The sequence below is a fragment of the Streptomyces sp. NBC_00988 genome (assembly GCF_045162645.1).
Taxonomy (GTDB): domain Bacteria; phylum Actinomycetota; class Actinomycetes; order Streptomycetales; family Streptomycetaceae; genus Streptomyces.
Genome location: NZ_CP108730.1, coordinates 2,647,811 through 2,665,622 on the forward strand (window position 1 = coordinate 2,647,811; position 17,812 = coordinate 2,665,622).

Annotated in this window: 17 protein-coding genes; 11 read left to right on the forward strand and 6 right to left on the reverse strand. The window is 69.5% G+C overall.

Going from position 1 to position 17,812, the window contains the following annotated elements; all coding sequences use genetic code 11:
* Nucleotides 1-79: 79 nt before the first annotated feature.
* From OG496_RS12050 to OG496_RS12060, 3 genes are read left to right on the forward strand one after another with little or no spacing between them, the layout of a single operon-like run.
* Nucleotides 80-1,144 (forward strand): type III polyketide synthase, encoded by a 1,065-nt coding sequence (locus tag OG496_RS12050; protein ID WP_366498180.1) that lies wholly within the window; start codon nucleotides 80-82, stop codon nucleotides 1,142-1,144.
* Nucleotides 1,145-1,151: 7 nt separating this feature from the next.
* Nucleotides 1,152-2,366: a cytochrome P450 gene (locus tag OG496_RS12055; RefSeq protein ID WP_405970846.1), complete on the forward strand. Its 1,215-nt coding sequence runs from the start codon at nucleotides 1,152-1,154 to the stop codon at nucleotides 2,364-2,366.
* A gap of 7 nt (nucleotides 2,367-2,373) precedes the next feature.
* Complete coding sequence (locus OG496_RS12060; protein WP_327405718.1) at nucleotides 2,374-2,895, forward strand: cupin domain-containing protein; 522 nt, start codon at nucleotides 2,374-2,376, stop codon at nucleotides 2,893-2,895.
* A gap of 88 nt (nucleotides 2,896-2,983) precedes the next feature.
* Here OG496_RS12060 and OG496_RS12065 read toward each other — a convergent pair whose 3' ends face one another.
* Complete coding sequence (locus tag OG496_RS12065) at nucleotides 2,984-4,213, reverse strand: acyl-CoA dehydrogenase family protein (protein WP_033278259.1); 1,230 nt, start codon at nucleotides 4,211-4,213, stop codon at nucleotides 2,984-2,986.
* Nucleotides 4,214-4,383: 170 nt separating this feature from the next.
* Here OG496_RS12065 and OG496_RS12070 point away from each other — a divergent pair, with 170 nt between their 5' ends.
* Complete coding sequence (locus OG496_RS12070; RefSeq protein ID WP_366498178.1) at nucleotides 4,384-5,028, forward strand: TetR family transcriptional regulator; 645 nt, start codon at nucleotides 4,384-4,386, stop codon at nucleotides 5,026-5,028.
* A 178-nt stretch (nucleotides 5,029-5,206) separates the two neighbouring features.
* Here OG496_RS12070 and def read toward each other — a convergent pair whose 3' ends face one another.
* Entirely contained in the window at nucleotides 5,207-5,746 is a 540-nt protein-coding gene (def, locus tag OG496_RS12075; RefSeq protein ID WP_405970847.1) for a peptide deformylase, read from the reverse strand.
* A gap of 154 nt (nucleotides 5,747-5,900) precedes the next feature.
* Between def and OG496_RS12080 the strand changes: the two genes are divergently transcribed.
* The 7 genes from OG496_RS12080 to OG496_RS12110 all read left to right on the forward strand — a co-directional run bounded on the left by OG496_RS12080 (nucleotide 5,901) and on the right by OG496_RS12110 (nucleotide 13,628).
* Entirely contained in the window at nucleotides 5,901-7,139 is a 1,239-nt protein-coding gene (locus tag OG496_RS12080; protein WP_366498176.1) for a MurT ligase domain-containing protein, read from the forward strand.
* Nucleotides 7,140-7,160: 21 nt separating this feature from the next.
* Nucleotides 7,161-7,889 carry a type 1 glutamine amidotransferase gene (locus OG496_RS12085; RefSeq protein ID WP_399392299.1) on the forward strand — a complete coding sequence of 243 codons (729 nt, stop codon included), beginning with the start codon at nucleotides 7,161-7,163 and terminating at the stop codon, nucleotides 7,887-7,889.
* A gap of 201 nt (nucleotides 7,890-8,090) precedes the next feature.
* Nucleotides 8,091-9,116: a 6-phosphofructokinase gene (locus tag OG496_RS12090; protein WP_366498174.1), complete on the forward strand. Its 1,026-nt coding sequence runs from the start codon at nucleotides 8,091-8,093 to the stop codon at nucleotides 9,114-9,116.
* A gap of 104 nt (nucleotides 9,117-9,220) precedes the next feature.
* Entirely contained in the window at nucleotides 9,221-10,171 is a 951-nt protein-coding gene (locus OG496_RS12095) for a cytochrome c oxidase assembly protein (RefSeq protein ID WP_405970848.1), read from the forward strand.
* 116 nt (nucleotides 10,172-10,287) lie between these two features.
* Nucleotides 10,288-11,598: a DUF6777 domain-containing protein gene (locus tag OG496_RS12100; RefSeq protein WP_405970849.1), complete on the forward strand. Its 1,311-nt coding sequence runs from the start codon at nucleotides 10,288-10,290 to the stop codon at nucleotides 11,596-11,598.
* Between the two features lie 25 nt (nucleotides 11,599-11,623).
* Complete coding sequence (locus tag OG496_RS12105) at nucleotides 11,624-13,456, forward strand: protein kinase domain-containing protein (RefSeq protein WP_405970850.1); 1,833 nt, start codon at nucleotides 11,624-11,626, stop codon at nucleotides 13,454-13,456.
* 13 nt (nucleotides 13,457-13,469) lie between these two features.
* Complete coding sequence (locus tag OG496_RS12110; RefSeq protein ID WP_019070924.1) at nucleotides 13,470-13,628, forward strand: hypothetical protein; 159 nt, start codon at nucleotides 13,470-13,472, stop codon at nucleotides 13,626-13,628.
* A gap of 6 nt (nucleotides 13,629-13,634) precedes the next feature.
* Here OG496_RS12110 and OG496_RS12115 read toward each other — a convergent pair whose 3' ends face one another.
* The 4 genes from OG496_RS12115 to OG496_RS12130 all read right to left on the reverse strand — a co-directional run bounded on the left by OG496_RS12115 (nucleotide 13,635) and on the right by OG496_RS12130 (nucleotide 17,736).
* Complete coding sequence (locus tag OG496_RS12115) at nucleotides 13,635-14,840, reverse strand: histidine kinase (RefSeq protein ID WP_366498169.1); 1,206 nt, start codon at nucleotides 14,838-14,840, stop codon at nucleotides 13,635-13,637.
* Between the two features lie 67 nt (nucleotides 14,841-14,907).
* On the reverse strand, nucleotides 14,908-16,620 hold the full coding sequence (locus tag OG496_RS12120; RefSeq protein ID WP_405970851.1) for a cation acetate symporter: 1,713 nt from the start codon (nucleotides 16,618-16,620) through the stop codon (nucleotides 14,908-14,910).
* Nucleotides 16,621-16,624: 4 nt separating this feature from the next.
* Entirely contained in the window at nucleotides 16,625-16,984 is a 360-nt protein-coding gene (locus OG496_RS12125) for a hypothetical protein (RefSeq protein ID WP_033278249.1), read from the reverse strand.
* A gap of 2 nt (nucleotides 16,985-16,986) precedes the next feature.
* A complete protein-coding gene (locus OG496_RS12130) occupies nucleotides 16,987-17,736 on the reverse strand; it encodes a LytTR family DNA-binding domain-containing protein (RefSeq protein WP_033278248.1) in 750 nt (249 codons plus the stop codon).
* Nucleotides 17,737-17,812 lie beyond the last annotated feature (76 nt).

Below are 17,812 nucleotides of genomic sequence, written 5' to 3' on the forward strand. Positions count from 1 at the left end.
GGGTGCACCACCCTCTGAGGTGAACCACCTTCTGACCGGCGGGCGAAGGCCTTCCGGAAGGCGAAAGCAGGGACGGTTCATGGCGACTTTGTGCAAGCCCTCGGTGTCGGTTCCCGAGCACGTGATCACGATGGAGGAGACGCTGGAGCTGGCGCGCTCCCGTCACGCGGACCACCCCAACCTGCCGCTGGCCCTCCGGCTGATCGAGAACACCGGTGTGCGCACCCGGCACATCGTGCAGCCCATCGAGGAGACCCTGAAGCACCCCGGGTTCGAGGACCGCAACAGGATCTACACGGCCGAGGCGAAGGCCCGGGTCCCGTCGGTCGTGCAGCGCGCGCTCGACGAGGCGGAGCTCCTCACCACCGACATCGACGTGATCATCTACGTCTCGTGCACGGGCTTCATGATGCCCTCGCTCACGGCCTGGCTGATCAACGAGATGGCCTTCGACGCCACCACCCGCCAGATCCCCATCGCCCAGCTGGGCTGCGCGGCCGGCGGCGCGGCCATCAACCGGGCGCACGACTTCTGCACGGCCTACCCGGACGCCAACGCGCTCATCGTCGCGTGCGAGTTCTGCTCGCTGTGCTACCAGCCGACCGACCTCGGCATCGGCTCCCTGCTCTCCAACGGCCTGTTCGGCGACGGCATCGCGGCGGCCGTGGTGCGCGGGCGCGGCGGCACGGGCATCCAGCTGGAGCGCAACGGGTCGTACCTGATCCCCAAGACCGAAGAGTGGATCATGTACGACGTCCGGGCCACCGGGTTCCACTTCCTGCTGGACAAGCGGGTGCCGGCCACCATGGAGCCCCTCGCGCCGGCGCTCCAGGACCTCGCGGGACTGCACGGCTGGGACGCGGCCGACCTGGACTTCTACATAGTCCACGCGGGCGGGCCCCGAATACTCGACGACCTGAGCAAGTTCCTGCAGGTCGACCCGCACGCGTTCCGGTTCAGCCGGGCCACCCTCACCGAGTACGGCAACATCGCCAGCGCCGTCGTGCTGGACGCGCTGCGCCGGCTCTTCGACGAGGGCGGCGCCGAACACCGGGCGCGTGGACTGCTCGCCGGGTTCGGACCCGGTATCACCGCCGAGATGGCCCTGGGCCGCTGGCACAACGACGACCGAGAGACGGCTTGAGTACGGCATGACTGAAGAGACGCTCACCGAGACCCTGCCCCCGGTCCGGCCCTGGCCGGCCCTCGACCTGACCGGGGTGGACTTCGACCCGGTCCTCGCCAAGCTGATGCGGGAGGGTCCGGTCAACCGGATCAAACTGCCCAACGGCGAGGGCTGGGCCTGGCTGGTCACCCGGCACGACGACGTGCGGATGGTCGCCAACGACCCCCGGTTCAGCCGCGAGGCGGTGATGGACCAGCCGGTGACCCGGCTCGCCCCGCACTTCATCCCGGCCCGCGGCGCGGTCGGCTTCCTCGACCCGCCGGACCACACCCGGCTACGGCGCTCGGTCGCCCCGGCGTTCACGGCGCGCGGGGTGGAGCGGGTGCGGGAGCAATCCCGGCTGCTGCTCGACGAGTTGGTCGACGAGCTGCTCCAGCACGGGCCGCCGGCCGATCTCACCGAGACCGTGCTGAGCCCCTTCCCGATCGCGGTGATCTGCGAGCTGATGGGCGTCCCGGCCGCCGACCGGCACGGCATGCACACCTGGACGCAGCTCATCCTGTCCTCCTCGCACGGCGCCAAGGTCAGCGAGAAGGCGAAGCAGGAGATGGGCGCCTACTTCGGCGATCTCATCGGTCTGCGGGAGGGCGGCGACGGCGAGGACGTCGCCTCGCTGCTCGGTGCCGCCGTGGGCCGGGAGGAGATCACGCTGGAGGAGGCGGTCGGGCTCGCGGTGCTGCTGCAGATCGGCGGCGAGGCGGTCACCAACAACAGCGGGCAGATGTTCTACCTGCTGCTGACCCGCCCGGATCTCGTCGAACGGCTGCGCGCCGAACCGGAGTTGAGACCCCAGGCCATCGACGAGCTGCTGCGCTACATCCCGCACCGCAACGCGGTCGGGCTGTCCCGGATCGCCATGGAGGACGTGGAGATCCGCGGCGTACGGATGCGGGCGGGCGACCCGGTGTACGTGTCGTACCTGGCCGCGAACCGGGACCCGGACGTGTTCCCGGACCCGGACCGGATCGACTTCGCGCGCAGTCCGAACCCGCATGTGTCCTTCGGTTTCGGCCCGCACTTCTGTCCCGGCAACATGCTGGCGCGGCTGGAGTCCGAGCTGCTGGTGGACGCGCTGCTGGACCGGCTGCCGGGGCTACGGCTCGCGGTCCCGGCCGACGAAGTCCCGTTCAAGAAGGGCGCGTTGATCCGCGGTCCTGAGGCGCTGCCGGTGACGTGGTGAGGTGTCGATGACGGCGACAGAGGGGTTGCTGGTGCCGCCGGGTCACGGCCGGGTCGTACAGACACCCGCGCAGCACGTGACGTTCAAGGTGACCGGCTCGCACTCGCGGACCGCGTCGACCTTCGAGGTGGTGGTGCCGCCGGGGTTCGACGTCGGGGCCCATGTGCACACCCGTAGCGAGGAGTTGTTCTACGTGCTCGAAGGCGAGCTGGATGTCCTCGCCTTCGAGCCGCGGATCCGTACGCCGGACAACTGGCAGCGGTGGGAGTCGAGTTCGGGCACGCGGGTGGTACGGGCGACACCGGGGACGGTGATCGTCGTGCCGCCCGGGTGTCCGCACGCGTTCTCGAACCCGACGGAGACGGCGGCGAAGATGTTCTTCCAGGCGTCGCCGCCGCCGGATCATGAGCGGTATTTCGAGGAGCTGTTGGAGATCCTCGGGGGTGGGGGGCCGCCGGATCATGCGGCTATCGAGGAGTTGCGGGGGCGGTACGACATCGAGCAGCTGACGCCTTTGAAACACCGGTAGTTGTTCGTCCACCGGCCGGTGGGGGCTGGTCGCGCCGACGCGGCGGACCCGCACATCGATACAGCCCCACCGGTCCCGTACCCGAAACTCAACGAATCGGCATTCCCGACAACGTCCGCGCGATCACCAGCCGCTGGATCTCGCTCGTACCCTCGAAAATCGTGTAGATCGCGGCGTCACGGTGCATCCGCTCGACCGGATACTCACGCGTGTAGCCATTGCCACCGAGGATCTGAATGGCCTGCCCGGTGACCTTCTTCGCCGTCTCGCTGGCGAACAGCTTCGACATCGACCCCTCGGCCGCCGTGAACTGCTTGCCGTTGACGGCCATCCAGGACGCCCGCCACACCAGCAGCCGGGCCGCGTCGATGGACGTACGCATGTCGGCGAGCTGGAAGGCGACACCCTGGTTGTCGATGATCGGGCGGCCGAACTGCTCGCGGGTCATCGCGTAGTCGAGGGCGACCTCGTACGCGGCACGGGCGGTGCCGACCGCCATCGCGCCGACGGCCGGGCGGGACGCCTCGAAGGTGGCCATCGCCGCGTTCTTCACGCGCTCGCCACCGCCGGCCTTCGCGCGCTCACGGGCGCGGGCGAGGCGCTCGTCGAGCTTCTCTTTGCCGCCGAGCAGGCAGGAACCGGGGATGCGTACGTCCTCCAGGACGACCTCGGCGGTGTGCGAGGCGCGGATGCCGTGCTTCTTGAACTTCTGCCCCTGGGACAGGCCCGGCGTGCCCGACGGGACGATGAAGGAGGCGTGGCCCTTGGAGCCCAGGTCCGCGTCGACGACCGCGACGACGACGTGGACGTTGGCGATACCACCGTTGGTCGCCCAGGTCTTGGTGCCGTTGAGCACCCACTCGTCCTTGGCCTCGTCGTACACGGCACGCGTGCGCATGGAGGCCACGTCGGAGCCGGCGTCGGGCTCGGAGGAGCAGAAGGCGGCGACCTTGACGTCGTTGGCGTCGCCGTACATCTGGGGAATCCAGGTGCCGATCTGCTCCTCGGTGCCGTTGGCGAGGACGCCGACCGCGGCGAGACCGGTGCCGACTATGGAGAGGGCTATGCCCGCGTCGCCCCAGAACAGTTCCTCCATGGCCATCGGGATGCCGAGGCCGGTGGGGTCGAAGTACTGCTGGGCGTAGAAGTCCAGGGAGTAGATGCCGACCTTCGCGGCCTCCTGGATGACCGGCCAGGGAGTCTCCTCACGCTCGTCCCATTCGGCGGCGGCGGGGCGGATGACGTCGGCGGCGAAGCCGTGCAGCCAGTCCCGCACCTCCTTCTGTTCGTCGTTGAGTTCCATGGTGAACTCGGCCATGACTCCTCCAGCGGCGCACTAGCATGTTACTTGCGGTAACGACAGAGTCTGTTACCGACGGGTAGGAAAGTCAACTCCCGATGACCACTCGGCAGCCCGTTCGAGGCGTTGGGGCCATTGAGTGTTAGTTTGCGCAGGCGTCACCGATTCAGCACGGGCGGGGAGAGACCATGAGCACCACGCAGCGGACCGATCAACAGCGGTCCGCCGACCGCCGACGGCGCGAGTTGCTGGAGGCCGCGGACAGAGTGGTGCTGCGTGACGGTCCGCAGGCCTCGATGAACGCGATCGCCGCGGAAGCGGGTATTACGAAGCCGATTCTGTACCGGCACTTCGGGGACAAGGGTGGACTGTACGCCGCCCTTGCCAAGCGGCATACGGATGCCCTGTTGTCTTCTCTGCGGGCGGCGTTGGATGCGCCCGCTGAGCGTCGGGAGCGGGTTGAGTCCACGCTCGACACCTACCTCGCCGCGATCGAGGCGCTGCCCCAGGTGTATCGGTTCCTGATGCATCCCGTGGAGGGTGGGCAGACCGCGGATCAGGGGTTCGACACGGGGAATCACTCTGTTCCGCTGCTCCGGCGTATGGGCGAGGAGTTGGCTCAGGTCATCGAGGAGCGGGTGGATCTCGGGCCCAACAGTCAGCAACTGGCTCGGGTGTGGGGGCACGGGATCGTCGGAATGATGCACGCGGCCGGGGACTGGTGGCTGGGTGAACGGCCCTGCTCCCGGGCCGAGTTGGTGCGGAGTCTGGCCGACCTGTTGTGGGGGCGGTTGGCTGCCGCCGGGGACAAGGTCGGCGGGCCGGGGTTCTAGCCGGTTGCGTTTCGGGGGCGGGTCCGGTGGGGGCTGGTCGCGCCCAAGCGGCGGAGCCGCAGATCGACACGGCCCCGCACCCCTTAAAAACCTGCGCTGGCCGGTGCTGAAGAGCTGTCCACGCCCACGCGGCAGAGCCGCAAACCGATACAGCCCCGCGCCCCTCAAGAAGCTTCGCTCACCGGTGCCATGAGGCTCGGCTCACCTGTCGCTTCAGGCGTTTTTGGCGCCAGCCCGTCAAGTGGTCCGCGTACACCCGGCCCTCCACGTGGTCGTACTCGTGCTGCAAGCACCGTGCGAACCAACCCGTGCCGTGCACGGTGATCGGGTCCCCGGCCACCGTGAAGCCCTCGATCACCGCGTGGTCGTAGCGCTCCGTCCCCGCCTCCAGGCCCGGTAGGGAAAGGCAGCCCTCCGGGCCCCGCAACACCACACCGTCCGTCTCCACCAGGCGTGGGTTCACCACATGGCCGAGGTGGCGGGTCTCCTCGTCGTCGGGGCAGTCGTAGACGAACACCCGCAAGGACTCGCCCACTTGGTTCGCGGCGAGGCCCACGCCCTGGGCCGCGTACATCGTCGCGAACAAGTCCTCTACCAGGCGGGCGAGTTCGGGGCCGAAGTTCGTTACCTCCTCGCACGGGGCATGCAGCAGGGGGTCGCCGAGCAGGGTGAGGGGACGGACTCGCCCGTGGGCGCCCGGGATGGAGCCGTATCGCATGGGCGCAAGGGTACGGTTCTCTACGGCGCACGCCCGCCGCGAGGGGTTCGCGGTGCCGCGGTTCGGGCACCGATAAGGATCTCGATAGGCTGAGGTCCACACCACGTTGCCGGAGGCAGAGGCGCGGCGCGTACGCAAGGAGGATCGAGAACTGATGGCAGGCAACTCGGACCCGCTCACGCCGCGGGCCAAGCTGGCCGTGACGGCGGGCAAGGCGGTCGCGGCGGCATCGCGTGCCGCGGGGCGGGGCAGCGGATCGGTGATCGGCGGCCGAGTGGCACTCAAACTCGACCCCGACCTGCTCGCCCGGCTCGCACAGAACCTGGACGTGACGCTCGTCTCGGCCACCAACGGCAAGACCACGACGACGCGCTTGATCGCCGAGGCCCTCGGGGCCGCCGGGGAGGTCGTCTCGAACGCGCTCGGCGCCAACATGCCCGCCGGTATCACCTCGGCGCTGGCCGGTGGCTCGGCCGCCAAGTTCGGTGTCATCGAGGTCGACGAGAAGTACCTCGCCGGCGTCGCCCGTGACACCGACCCCAAGTGCATCGCCCTGCTCAACCTCTCCCGCGACCAGTTGGACCGCGCGGCCGAGACCCGCATGCTCGCGGAGAACTGGCGTGAGGGGCTGTCGGGTTCCAAGGCCGTCGTCGTCGCCAATGCCGACGACCCGTTGGTCGTGTGGGCCGCTTCCTCCTCCCCCAACGTGATCTGGGTCGCCGCCGGGCAGATGTGGAAGGACGACGCCTGGTCCTGCCCGTCCTGCGGTGGCGTGATGCAGCGGCCCGGTGACGACTGGTTCTGCGGCGAGTGCGGATTCCGTCGGCCGACGCCGAGTTGGGCGCTGTCCGGGGACCATGTCCTCGATCCGCACGGCTCCGCCTGGCCCATCCACCTCCAGCTGCCGGGGCGCGCCAACAAGGCCAACGCCGCCTCCTCGGCCGCCGTCGCCGCCGTCTTCGGGGTGCCGCCACAGGTCGCCCTGGAGCGGATGTACCGGGTGCAGGCCGTCGCCGGACGCTATGACGTCGTCCAGTTCATGCAGCGCGACCTGCGGCTGCTGCTGGCGAAGAACCCGGCGGGCTGGCTCGAAACGTTCAGCCTGATCGACCCGCCGCCGACCCCGGTGATCCTCTCGGTGAACGCGCGCGGCGCCGACGGCACCGACACCTCGTGGCTCTGGGACGTCGACTACACCCGACTGACCGGCCACCCCATCTTCGTCGTGGGCGACCGCAAGCTGGACCTCGCGGTCCGCCTGGAAGTGGCCAACCAGCACTTCCAGGTCTGCGACAACCTCGACCAGGCCGTGCAGCTGGCCCCGCCCGGCCGCATCGAGGTCATCGCGAACTACACCGCGTTCCAGGACCTGCGCCGCCGCGTCGGCAACTGAGACTCAGAGGACGAATTGACCATGAGCGACAACCAGCTGCGTCTGGTGTGGATCTACCCGGACCTGCTGAGCACCTACGGCGACCAGGGCAACGCCCTTGTCGTGGAACGCCGGGCGCGGCAGCGCGGCCTCGACGTGGCCCGGATGGACGTGCGCAGCGACCAGCCGATCCCCACCTCGGGCGACATCTATCTGATCGGCGGCGGCGAGGACCGCCCACAACGGCTCGCGGCGGAGCGGCTGCGCCGTGACGGCGGGCTGCACCGAGCGGTCGGCAACGGCGCGATCGTCTTCTCGGTGTGCGCCGGCTACCAGATCCTCGGCCACGAGTTCATCAACGACCTCGGCCAGCGCGAGCCCGGCCTCGGTCTGCTCGACGTGGTGTCGACGCGCGGCGAGGGCGAGCGGTGCGTCGGCGATGTCCTGGGTGACATCGACGCGCGCCTGGGCCTGCCCCAGCTGACCGGCTTCGAGAACCACCAGGGCGTCACCCATCTCGGACCCACCGCCCGCCCGTTCGCACAGGTGCGGCTCGGCAAGGGCAACGGCACGGGCGACGGCACGGAGGGCGCGTACAACGACACGGTGTTCGGTACGTACATGCACGGGCCCGTGCTCGCCCGCAACCCGCTGATCGCGGACCTGCTGCTGAAGCTGGCCCTCGATGTGAACGCGCTGCCGCCGATCGACGACCGCTGGTACGAGGCGCTCCGCAACGAGCGCATCGGCGCAGCTCAGCAGCCTGCCTGAACCAGGTCCGAGGGCGGGTGTACATCTCCTCTTCGGACACCGGAAACCAGCCCGTCTGACGGCTCGTCCGCGCAGGTGAGCGGGGTCGTCCAGCAGGCGGACGCACGCTACGGTCCCGCCCCCTCCTGCCGTTAGGGTGGCGGGGTTCGTACCGGACAATGTGGTCCGGTTTCGGCCCACGTTGAGAAGGTTCTTCGGGCTATGCGCATTGGTGTCCTCACGTCCGGCGGCGACTGCCCCGGCCTGAACGCCGTCATCCGGTCCGTCGTGCACCGCGCCGTCGTGGACCACGGCGACGAGGTCATCGGCTTCCGGGACGGCTGGAAGGGCCTCCTGGAGTGCGACTACCTCAAGCTCGACCTGGACGCGGTGAGCGGCATCCTCGCTCGCGGCGGCACCATCCTCGGCTCCTCGCGCGTCCAGCCCTCACAGCTGCGGGACGGCGTCGAGCGGGCCAAGGGCCATGTCGAGGAGCTCGGCCTCGACGCGATCATCCCGATCGGCGGCGAGGGCACGCTCAAGGCGGCCAAGCTGATGTACGACGCCGGTCTCCCGGTCGTCGGCGTCCCCAAGACCATCGACAACGACATCGCGGTCACGGACGTCACCTTCGGCTTCGACACGGCCGTCGGTGTCGCGACCGAGGCGCTCGACCGGCTCAAGACCACCGCCGAGTCCCACCAGCGCGTCCTGGTCGTGGAGGTCATGGGCCGCCACACCGGCTGGATCGCGCTGCACTCCGGCATGGCGGCCGGCGCGCACGCCATCGTTGTACCTGAACGCCCCTTCGACATCGAGGAGTTGGCCGCGCGCGTCGGCGAACGCTTCGAGGCAGGTAAGCGCTTCGCGATTGTCGTGGCCGCTGAGGGGGCCAAGCCGCGGGTGGGGTCCATGGACTTCGACGAGGGCAAGAAGGATGTCTACGGTCACGAGCGCTTCGCGGGGATCGCGCGGCAGCTGTCCATCGAGCTGGAAGAGCGGCTCGGCAAGGAGGCGCGGCCGGTGATTCTTGGGCATGTGCAGCGTGGGGGTACGCCGACTGCGTACGACCGTGTGCTTGCCACTCGGTTCGGGTGGCATGCGGTGGAGGCCGCGCATCGCGGGGAGTTCGGGAAGATGACCGCGCTTCAGGGGACCGACATAGTGATGGTGTCGCTGGCGGATGCGGTGGAGACGTTGAAGACCGTTCCCGCTGATCGGTATGAAGAGGCTGAGTGCGTGCTGTAACTCGTCCATGAGCGAAACTGCCCCCGGTCACGATCGTGACCGGGGGCAGTTCTAGTCTGTGTGCGGACAGACTTGCACAACCCCCACGAATCAGGAGCCGTCCGATGGATCACGGCGGGCACGGTATGACCATGGATCTGCCGCCGTTTACCTTTGCGCGCGGGCTTGAGTGGTCGGCCGACCCGTTCTTCCTGACCGCCTGCCTGCTCGGGCTCGGGCTTTACGGCTGGGGGGTCGTGCGGTTGCGGCGGCGGGGCGACTCGTGGCCTGTGGGGCGGACGATCTCTTTCGTCATCGGTGTGCTGACCATCGGGCTGGTGATGTGCACCAAGCTCAATGACTACGGAATGGTCATGTTCAGCGTGCACATGGTGCAGCACATGGTCATCAGCATGTTGACGCCGATCCTGTTGCTGCTCGGTGCTCCGGTCACCCTGGCATTGCGCGCGCTGCCCCCGGCCGCAAGGGGTCGCAAAGGGCCCCGTGAGCTGTTGCTGATGTTCCTGCACAGCCGGTACATGAAGATCATCACGCATCCCGCGTTCACGATCCCGCTGTTCATCGCGAGCCTGTACGCGCTGTACTTCACGCCGATCTTCGATTTCCTGATGGGGTCGAAGACCGGGCACATCGCGATGATGGTGCACTTCCTCGCCGTGGGTGTGGTGTTCTTCTGGCCGATCATGGGTGTGGACCCGGGGCCGAGTCGGCCCGGTTATCTGATGCGCATGCTGGAGCTGTTCGCCGGGATGCCGTTCCACGCGTTCTTCGGCATCGCGTTGATGATGGCGTCGGAGCCGATGGTCCAGACGTTCAAGAACCCGCCCGCCTCGCTCGGCATCGACGCGCTCTCCGATCAGAACGCGGCCGGCGGTATCGCCTGGGCGTTCAGCGAGGTGCCGTCCGTGCTGGTGCTGATCGCCCTGCTGTTCCAGTGGTACAGCTCGGAACAGCGGCAGGCCAAGCGCCAGGACCGGGCCGCCGACCGGGACGGCGACAAGGAACTTGAGGCGTACAACGCCTATTTGGCCTCATTGAACACACGAAGCAATTGAACACATGCGGCAACTGAACGGAAATTTCGTTCAGTAGCATAAGCGCGATGGGGGAACCGCCACCGGGGGGAGCGGTAATGACATTTCGCACTGTTGTGCAAAGGACCGGAATTCCGGTGATCCGCAGGATCGCCGTGCTGCTCGTGTGTGCCCTGGTCGTGACCGGACTGGGCGGATGCGGCGGGGGCGCACATACGTTCGCCGTGCAGGCGGTCGCCGCCGGAGTTCCGTCGCTCGCGCCTTTCTTCGACGAGAAACAGGGGCTTGGGCAGGACGCCGAGGTGCGTTCGATGCCGGTGCAGGGCAGCTTGCAGCAAGGGGACACGCCTGGTCTGTACGGCGGCACCAAGAAGCCGACCGTCTGTGACGTGGCGAAGCTCAAGAGGTTTCTGACCGATCCCGCGAATCGTCCGAAGGCCGTTGCCTGGTCGGGCGTGCTGGGTATCACCACGGATCAGATACCGGGCTATCTGGATCGGCTCACACCCGTGCTCCTGCGTCACGACACTCTCGTACAGAACCACGACTACAAAAAAGGAAAGGCCACGCCCTACAACTCCCTTCTCCAGGCGGGAATCGCGATTCTCGTCGACGAGCAGGGGGAACCCGCCGCGAAATGCTCGTGCGGAAATCCACTGCGCCCCTTCAAGGGCGACGCGAGCCGCATTTCCGTCAAGTTCGCGGACGGCAACGAGAAGTGGAACGGATATCACCCGTCCTCGGTCGTGGCCGTACGTCCGGCACCGCGGAAGATGGAGGGGCTCGCGCTCGTCGACGTCGACGATCCCGACACCGGCATCACGCGTCCGGTCGGTACGACGGGCAGGCACGACACCACCTTCGACACCCGGAAGCAGCACGCTGTGCCTGACCTCGCGGGGATGACCTTCGGGGCGGCGCGGCAGCAACTGGTGAGCAGTGGGCTGGCCGTGGGGTACGGCGGAAGTGCGCTGCCGTCCGACGACGCTCACGTCACGGCCAGCGATCCGCCCGCCGGGACCGAGCTGCGGTTCGGGGAGTACGTGCTGCTGAGCGTGGCCGGTGGGACGAGTGAGGGCACTGCTTCCACTCCCCCGGGTCCGACGTCCTCCGGGCCGACGACTTCCGAGCCCACGCTGGCTCCACCGACGTCCACGGCACCGCCCTCGACGTCCGCACCAGCACCGCCCACGTCCTCGTCTCCGCCTTCGTCACCACCACCGTCCTCGCCCACGAACGAGCCGCCACCGTCGAGCAGTTCGCCTACGACCGGTTCGCCCGCGGTGGTGTCCCACTCGCCGTCGACGAGCGCACCGGTCACCAGCAGCGCCCCGATGACGAGTGCTCCCGTGACCAGCAGCGCGCCCGTCACCGCCAGCGCCACCGTGACGACCGGCACGCCCACCGCCACCACCGTCACCGCGACCGCCACCACGACCGAGACGTGACGCGGACCCGGAAGGAGGAGTCCGGATGCCACAGGGATCGCCGACCTCGGGAGTGGGCCGGGTCATCGCCGGTCGTTATCTCCTGCTGAACCGGCTGGGCAGTGGCGGTATGGGACATGTGTGGCTCGCACATGACCAGCGGCTGGCCTGTGAAGTCGCGCTCAAGGAGATCGTGTTCAGTAACCCGGCCTCCGCCGACGCCGAACGGGAGGCCCGGGTCGCGCGGGCACGGGCCGAGGCGCGGAACACGGCGGGGCTGCGCGGTCATCCGCATGTGGTGACCGTGCACGACGTGCTGGAGCACGAGGGGCTTCCCTGGATCGTCATGGAGTACGTGGCGGACGCCGTCGACCTGCGCGACATGGTCGGCCGGTACGGCTCCCTGGCCCCCGCGGAGTGCGCCCGCATCGGGCTCGCCGTGCTCGACGCGCTGACCGCCGGGCACCAGCGGGGCGTGATGCACCGGGACGTGAAACCGGCGAACATCCTGCTCGCGCCGGACCGCACCGGTTCGCCGTACGCCCGCGTACTCCTCACCGACTACGGGATCTCGGTGCAGCCGGACGCCGGGGAGACGCGGTACACACTGACGTCCGTGCTCGTCGGTACGGCGGGCTATCTGGCACCGGAGCGGGCCACGGGCGGGCCACCGACCGCCGCCGCCGACCTGTTCTCGCTGGGCTGCACGCTCTACCACGCCGTCGAGGGCCACGGCCCTTTCGTGCGCGAGACCCCGCTCGCCGAGATCACCGCAGTGGTCATGGAGGACCCGCTGCCCCCGGTCCGCGCGGGCGCCCTGGCCTCGGTGCTCCACGCGATGCTGGAGAAGGATCCGCTACGACGGATTCCGGCGGCGGAGGCCGAGGCGGCGCTGGCGCGGATCGTGACGCCGCAGACGGAGCCGGAGGCGTACGCGCGGACCCAGACCGACCTGGGCTCGCCCTCACCCTGGGAGGGGCAAGCGGTGCCTTTCACGGCAGGGCAGCCGCCTCCCACGCACTCCCCCACCGGCCGGCGCCGACGCCCCCGCCCCCGGCTCCGCCAGGCCGCCCTCGCGGGCCTGCTCGGGCTCGCCCTCGCCCTGGGCGGTGTCTGGTACGCCATGGCCCACCAGTCGTCCGGCGACGACACAAGCACGAAGAAGGACAGTCCGCCGTACGGCACAGCCATCGGGCTCTCCGCGCCGCTCAAGGACGGCGACTGTGTGACCGCCGACTGGCCGGGCGGGAAGCGGTTCGAGGGGACGCCTCGGCTCGCCGTCGACTCCACCTGCCGGAACTCGGTGCCCGACGGTCAGGTCATGGCGTTCGTGTCCACCGCGTCCGCCGGCGAGGCGCGCAAGGTCGGGGCGGACCGGTGTGCGCAGCGGACGCAGGAGATGCGGGAGAAGCTCGCGGACGTGCGGGGCTTGGCCGTCGTACCGACCGACGCGGGTTTCGAGGCCGCCGGGCATCGCACCGCGTGTCTGGTGCTGGGCGCGCACGGGCCGGTCTACGGGCCACTCGGCAGTCGTCGCGCCCTCGGGTCGGCGTTCGCGGACACGTCGACCATGCAGAAGCGGGACTGTCTGGACGTGCCGTCCGACCGGGCCGCGAGCCTGGTCTCCTGCACCGGCAAGCACGATCAGGAAGTGCTCGGGTTCACCCGGTTGGGCGCGGGCGTCAAGCTGGCCCAGGCGCGTACGGAATCGGACGCGGCGTGTGCCCGGGACGTCCCACCGGCCGACTACGGCTTCGATCCGTCGGTGTACGAGGCGGCCTCCTGGACCAGCCAGGGACCGTGGAAGTCGGGCACACATTTCGTCGTGTGCGCCGTTCGGAGGCAGAACGGGGGCACCATGGAGGGGAACGAACCATGAGGAGGGTGTTGCGATGCCCGGTTCCACGAAGACCATGGGGGTCATCACCGTCGGCGGTCTGGTGGTGGTGACGGCCTACACGGTGGCGCTCGGCAGTAACGGCTGGCTGTGGTTCGGCTGGGTCGTGCTCGGGCTGATCACCCTCGGGATGGTGGCCACGCGGAGCACCTGACGCCCGCTACGCCTCACTCCGGCGGCTCGCCGAGTGCACGCCCGGCTGGTACTTCGGCAGCCGGGCGGTGATCTTCATGCCCGCTCCTACGGCGGTCTCGATGACGAGGCCGTAGTCGTCGCCGTAGACCTGGCGGAGCCGGTCGTCGACGTTGGACAGGCCGATGCCGCCCGAGGGGCTGACCTCGCCCGCGAGGATGCGGCGCAGCAGGTCGGGGTCCATGCCGGCGCCGTCGTCCTCGATGACGACGAGTGCCTCGGCGCCCGCGTCCTGCGCGGTGATGCTGATGCGGCTCTTGTCGGCCTTGCCCTCCAGGCCGTGCTTCACGGCGTTCTCGACCAGCGGCTGCAGACAGAGGAACGGGAGCGCGACCGGCAGCACTTCGGGAGCGATCTGCAGGGTGACCGAGAGCCGTTCGCCGAAGCGGGCGCGGACTAGCGCCAAGTAGTGGTCGATGGCGTGCAGTTCGTCGGCGAGGGTGGTGAAGTCGCCGTGCCTGCGGAACGAGTAGCGGGTGAAGTCGGCGAATTCCAGGAGCAGTTCGCGGGCGCGCTCGGGGTCGGTGCGGACGAACGAGGCGATCACCGCGAGCGAGTTGAAGATGAAGTGCGGGGAGATCTGGGCCCGAAGTGCCTTGATCTCGGCCTCGATCAGACGGGTGCGGGACTGGTCCAGATCCGCCAACTCAAGTTGTACGGAGACCCAGCGGGCCACCTCTCCAGCGGCTCGGACGAGGACAGCGGACTCGCGCGGTGCGCAGGCGACCAGGGCGCCGTGGACCCGGTCGTCGACGGTGAGCGGGGCGACCACCGCCCAGCGCAACGGGCAGTCGGGGGCGTCGCAGGTGAGCCGGAACGCCTCGCCGCGGCCGGTCTCCAGCGGGCCGGCGAGCCGTTCCATGATCTCGGTCCGGTGATGGTCACCGACGCCGTCCCAGGCGAGGACCTGCTTCTGGTCGGTCAGGCACAGCGCGTCGGTGCCGAGCAGCGTGCGCAGTCTGCGGGCCGAGCGGCGGGCGGTCTCCTCGGTGAGGCCTGCGCGCAGCGGGGGCGCGGCGAGGGACGCGGTGTGCAGGGTCTGGAAGGTGGCGTGCTCGACGGGGGTGCCGAGCCCGCCGAGGCTCTCGGGGCGTGCGGTGCGCCGGCCCAGCCAGAAGCCGGCGGCGAGCAGCGGGAGTACGGCGACACAGAGGCCGGCCAGGAATCCGCTCATGCGGCCACCTCCGTAAGGGAGTTGGGCGATCCGCCCACGGTGACGCCAGGACCGCCCGTGGGTGTCGTCACGCCTTCACCTCCGCCCGCAGCTCCTCCGGCAGATGGAACCGCGCCAGGATCGCCGCCGTTCCCGTCGGCACCCGGCCCGGCGTGGCCAGGGACACCAGCACCATGGTGAGGAACCCCAGCGGCACCGACCAGAGCGCGGGCCAGGCGAGCAGCGCGTGCAGGGGCCCGGTGCCGGGGAAGCCCGCCATGGTCGCGGCCACCGCGACGAACGCCGACCCGCCACCGACCAGCATCCCGGCCGCCGCGCCGGGCGGGGTGAGCCGCGTCCACCAGATGCCGAGGACCAGCAACGGGCAGAAGGAGGACGCCGATACGGCGAACGCGAGCCCCACGGCGTCGGCGACGGGCAGCCCGCCGACGAGCACGCTCGCCACCAGCGGTACGGCCATGGCGAGGACCGTGCCGAGTCTGAAGTGCCGTACACCGCGCGACGGTAGGACGTCCTGGGTGAGGACCCCGGCGACGGCCATGGTCAGCCCGGAGGCGGTGGACAGGAAGGCGGCGAAGGCGCCACCCGCCACCAGTGCGCCGAGCAGATCGCCGCCGACGCCGCCGATCATGCGGTCGGGCAGCAGGAGGACCGCCGCGTCCGCGTCGCCGGTGATGGTGAGTTCGGGGGTGTACAGGCGGCCGAGGGCGCCGTAGACGGGCGGGAGGAGGTAGAAGGCGCCGATCAGGCCGAGGACGGCGACCGTGGTGCGGCGGGCGGCGACACCGTGCGGGCTGGTGTAGAAGCGGACGACGACGTGCGGCAGGCCCATGGTGCCGAGGAAGGTGGCGAGGATGAGGCCGTACGTCGCGTACAGCGGGCGTTCCTCGCGGCTCGCGGCGAGGGAGGTCGACATGCCGCCGTTGGTCCCGCGGTCGACGACGGGGACGGGGTCGCCCTTGGCGAAGGCGAGGCGGGTGCCGCGCTCGATGTGGTGGGTACCGGTGGCGAGTTGGAGCTTCGTGGCGTCGTGGGTGTGGCCGTCGACCTTGCCGGTCACCGTGACCGTAAGGGGGCGGTCGAGCCTGAGGTCGAGTGTCTCGTCGACCCGAACTGCCCGCTGTTCACGGAACGTTGCCGGTTCCTCGAAGGCGCGCCGGGGTGCTCCGTCGCTCTGCCAGGCGAGGACCAGGAAGAGGGCGGGGACGAGCAGCGCGGTGAGCTTCAGCCAGTACTGGAAGGCCTGCACGAAGGTGATGCTGCGCATGCCGCCGGCCGCGACGGTGGCGACCACTACGACCGCCACGATCAGTCCGCCGAGCGAGTCGGGCGCGCCAGTGAGGACGGTCAACGTGAGCCCGGCGCCCTGGAGTTGGGGCAGCAGGTACAGCCAGCCGACACCGACGACGAAGGCGCCCGCGAGGCGTCGTACGGCGTGCGAGGCGAGGCGGGCCTCCGCGAAGTCGGGGAGGGTGTAGGCGCCGGAGCGGCGCAGTGGAGCGGCGACGAACAGCAGGAGGACCAGGTATCCGGCGGTGTAGCCGACCGGGTACCAGAGCATGTCGGGGCCCTGGACGAGGACCAGTCCCGCGATGCCCAGGAACGAGGCGGCGGAGAGGTATTCGCCGCTGATGGCGGCCGCGTTGAGGCGGGGGCCGACCGTGCGGGAGGCGACGTAGAAGTCGGACGTGGTGCGGGAGATGCGCAGGCCGAAGGCGCCGACAAGGACCGTGACCACGACGACGAGGGCGACCGCCGGTACCGCGTAACTGGAGTTCACCGGCTCAGCGGTCCTCGACCAGGCGGACGAAGTCGCGTTCGTTGCGTTCGGCGCGGCGCACGTACCAGAGGGCGAGGAGGACGAGCGGGGCGTAGAGGCAGAAGCCGAGGATCAGCCATTCGAGGCGGTGGGAGTCCGGGGTCGCCGCGAAGACGAGGGGCAGGGGGCCGACCAGGAGCACGAGGACCGCGAACACCGTGAGGGCGGCGCGGAGTTGGGTGCGCATGAGGGAGCGGACGTAGGTGTGGCCGAGGGTGGTCTGTTCGTCGATCTCGGTGCGCGGGCGGGAGTAGCCGGAGGCGCGGCGGGTGCGGCGGGGCGGGCCGGTGACAACTACCCTGCGTTCGCTGGGGTCCTGAGGCATCGTCATGACCTCCGCATCAGCAGGTCCCGCAGTTCGCGGGTGTGGCGGCGGCTGACCTGGAGTTCCTCGCCGCCGACCAGGACGCTCACCGTGCCCGCGTCCAGGCGGAGTTCGCCTATGTGGCGCAGGGCGACGAGGTGGCGGCGGTGGATGCGGACGAAGCCCCGGGCGCGCCAGCGGTCCTCCAGGGTGGACACCGGGATGCGGACGAGGTGACTGCCCCTGTCGGTGTGCAGGCGGGCGTAGTCGCCCTGGGCCTCGACGTGGGTGATGTCGTCGACGGCCACGAAGCGGGTGACGCCGCCGAGTTCGACGGCGATGTGGTCGGGGTCGGGTTCGTGCACGGGTATCCGCGGTGCGGAGCCGCCGAGTTCGGCCGCCCGGCGCACCGCTTCCGCGAGGCGTTCCTTGCGGACGGGTTTCAGCACGTAGTCAACTGCCTTGAGATCGAAGGCCTGTACGGCGAAGTCCTCGTGCGCGGTGACGAACACGACGAGCGGCGGCTGCGCGAAGCCCGTCAACAGCCGTGCCATGTCGAGCCCGTCGAGGCCGGGCATCTGGATGTCGAGGAACACGACATCGATCGCTTCCGGTCCGTCCGGCCCTGATTCCAGGGCCCTGTTGATGCGGCGCAGCGCCTCGGTCGCGTCGCCCGCGCCCTCCGCGCTGCCGATGCGTGGATCGGCGTTGAGCAGGTAGAGCAACTCCTCCAGCGAGGGGCGTTCGTCGTCGACGGCGAGGGCGCGCAGCATGAAGGTGGAGTGTAGGAGTAATTCGTACGGCTGGACATGTACCGGGCGTGGACGTTCGCGCTGGATACAGTGCGCA

Bases quoted from the DNA above. Each gene is read 5' to 3' on its own strand.
- OG496_RS12050 (WP_366498180.1), top strand. From the start codon at position 80: ATGGCGACTTTGTGCAAGCCCTCGGTGTCGGTTCCCGAGCACGTGATC.
- OG496_RS12055 (WP_405970846.1), top strand. From the start codon at position 1,152: ATGACTGAAGAGACGCTCACCGAGACCCTGCCCCCGGTCCGGCCCTGG.
- OG496_RS12060 (WP_327405718.1), top strand. From the start codon at position 2,374: ATGACGGCGACAGAGGGGTTGCTGGTGCCGCCGGGTCACGGCCGGGTC.
- OG496_RS12065 (WP_033278259.1), bottom strand. From the start codon at position 4,213: ATGGCCGAGTTCACCATGGAACTCAACGACGAACAGAAGGAGGTGCGG.
- OG496_RS12070 (WP_366498178.1), top strand. From the start codon at position 4,384: ATGAGCACCACGCAGCGGACCGATCAACAGCGGTCCGCCGACCGCCGA.
- def (WP_405970847.1), bottom strand. From the start codon at position 5,746: ATGCGATACGGCTCCATCCCGGGCGCCCACGGGCGAGTCCGTCCCCTC.
- OG496_RS12080 (WP_366498176.1), top strand. From the start codon at position 5,901: ATGGCAGGCAACTCGGACCCGCTCACGCCGCGGGCCAAGCTGGCCGTG.
- OG496_RS12085 (WP_399392299.1), top strand. From the start codon at position 7,161: ATGAGCGACAACCAGCTGCGTCTGGTGTGGATCTACCCGGACCTGCTG.
- OG496_RS12090 (WP_366498174.1), top strand. From the start codon at position 8,091: ATGCGCATTGGTGTCCTCACGTCCGGCGGCGACTGCCCCGGCCTGAAC.
- OG496_RS12095 (WP_405970848.1), top strand. From the start codon at position 9,221: ATGGATCACGGCGGGCACGGTATGACCATGGATCTGCCGCCGTTTACC.
- OG496_RS12105 (WP_405970850.1), top strand. From the start codon at position 11,624: ATGCCACAGGGATCGCCGACCTCGGGAGTGGGCCGGGTCATCGCCGGT.
- OG496_RS12110 (WP_019070924.1), top strand. From the start codon at position 13,470: ATGCCCGGTTCCACGAAGACCATGGGGGTCATCACCGTCGGCGGTCTG.
- OG496_RS12115 (WP_366498169.1), bottom strand. From the start codon at position 14,840: ATGAGCGGATTCCTGGCCGGCCTCTGTGTCGCCGTACTCCCGCTGCTC.
- OG496_RS12125 (WP_033278249.1), bottom strand. From the start codon at position 16,984: ATGCCTCAGGACCCCAGCGAACGCAGGGTAGTTGTCACCGGCCCGCCC.
- OG496_RS12130 (WP_033278248.1), bottom strand. From the start codon at position 17,736: ATGCTGCGCGCCCTCGCCGTCGACGACGAACGCCCCTCGCTGGAGGAG.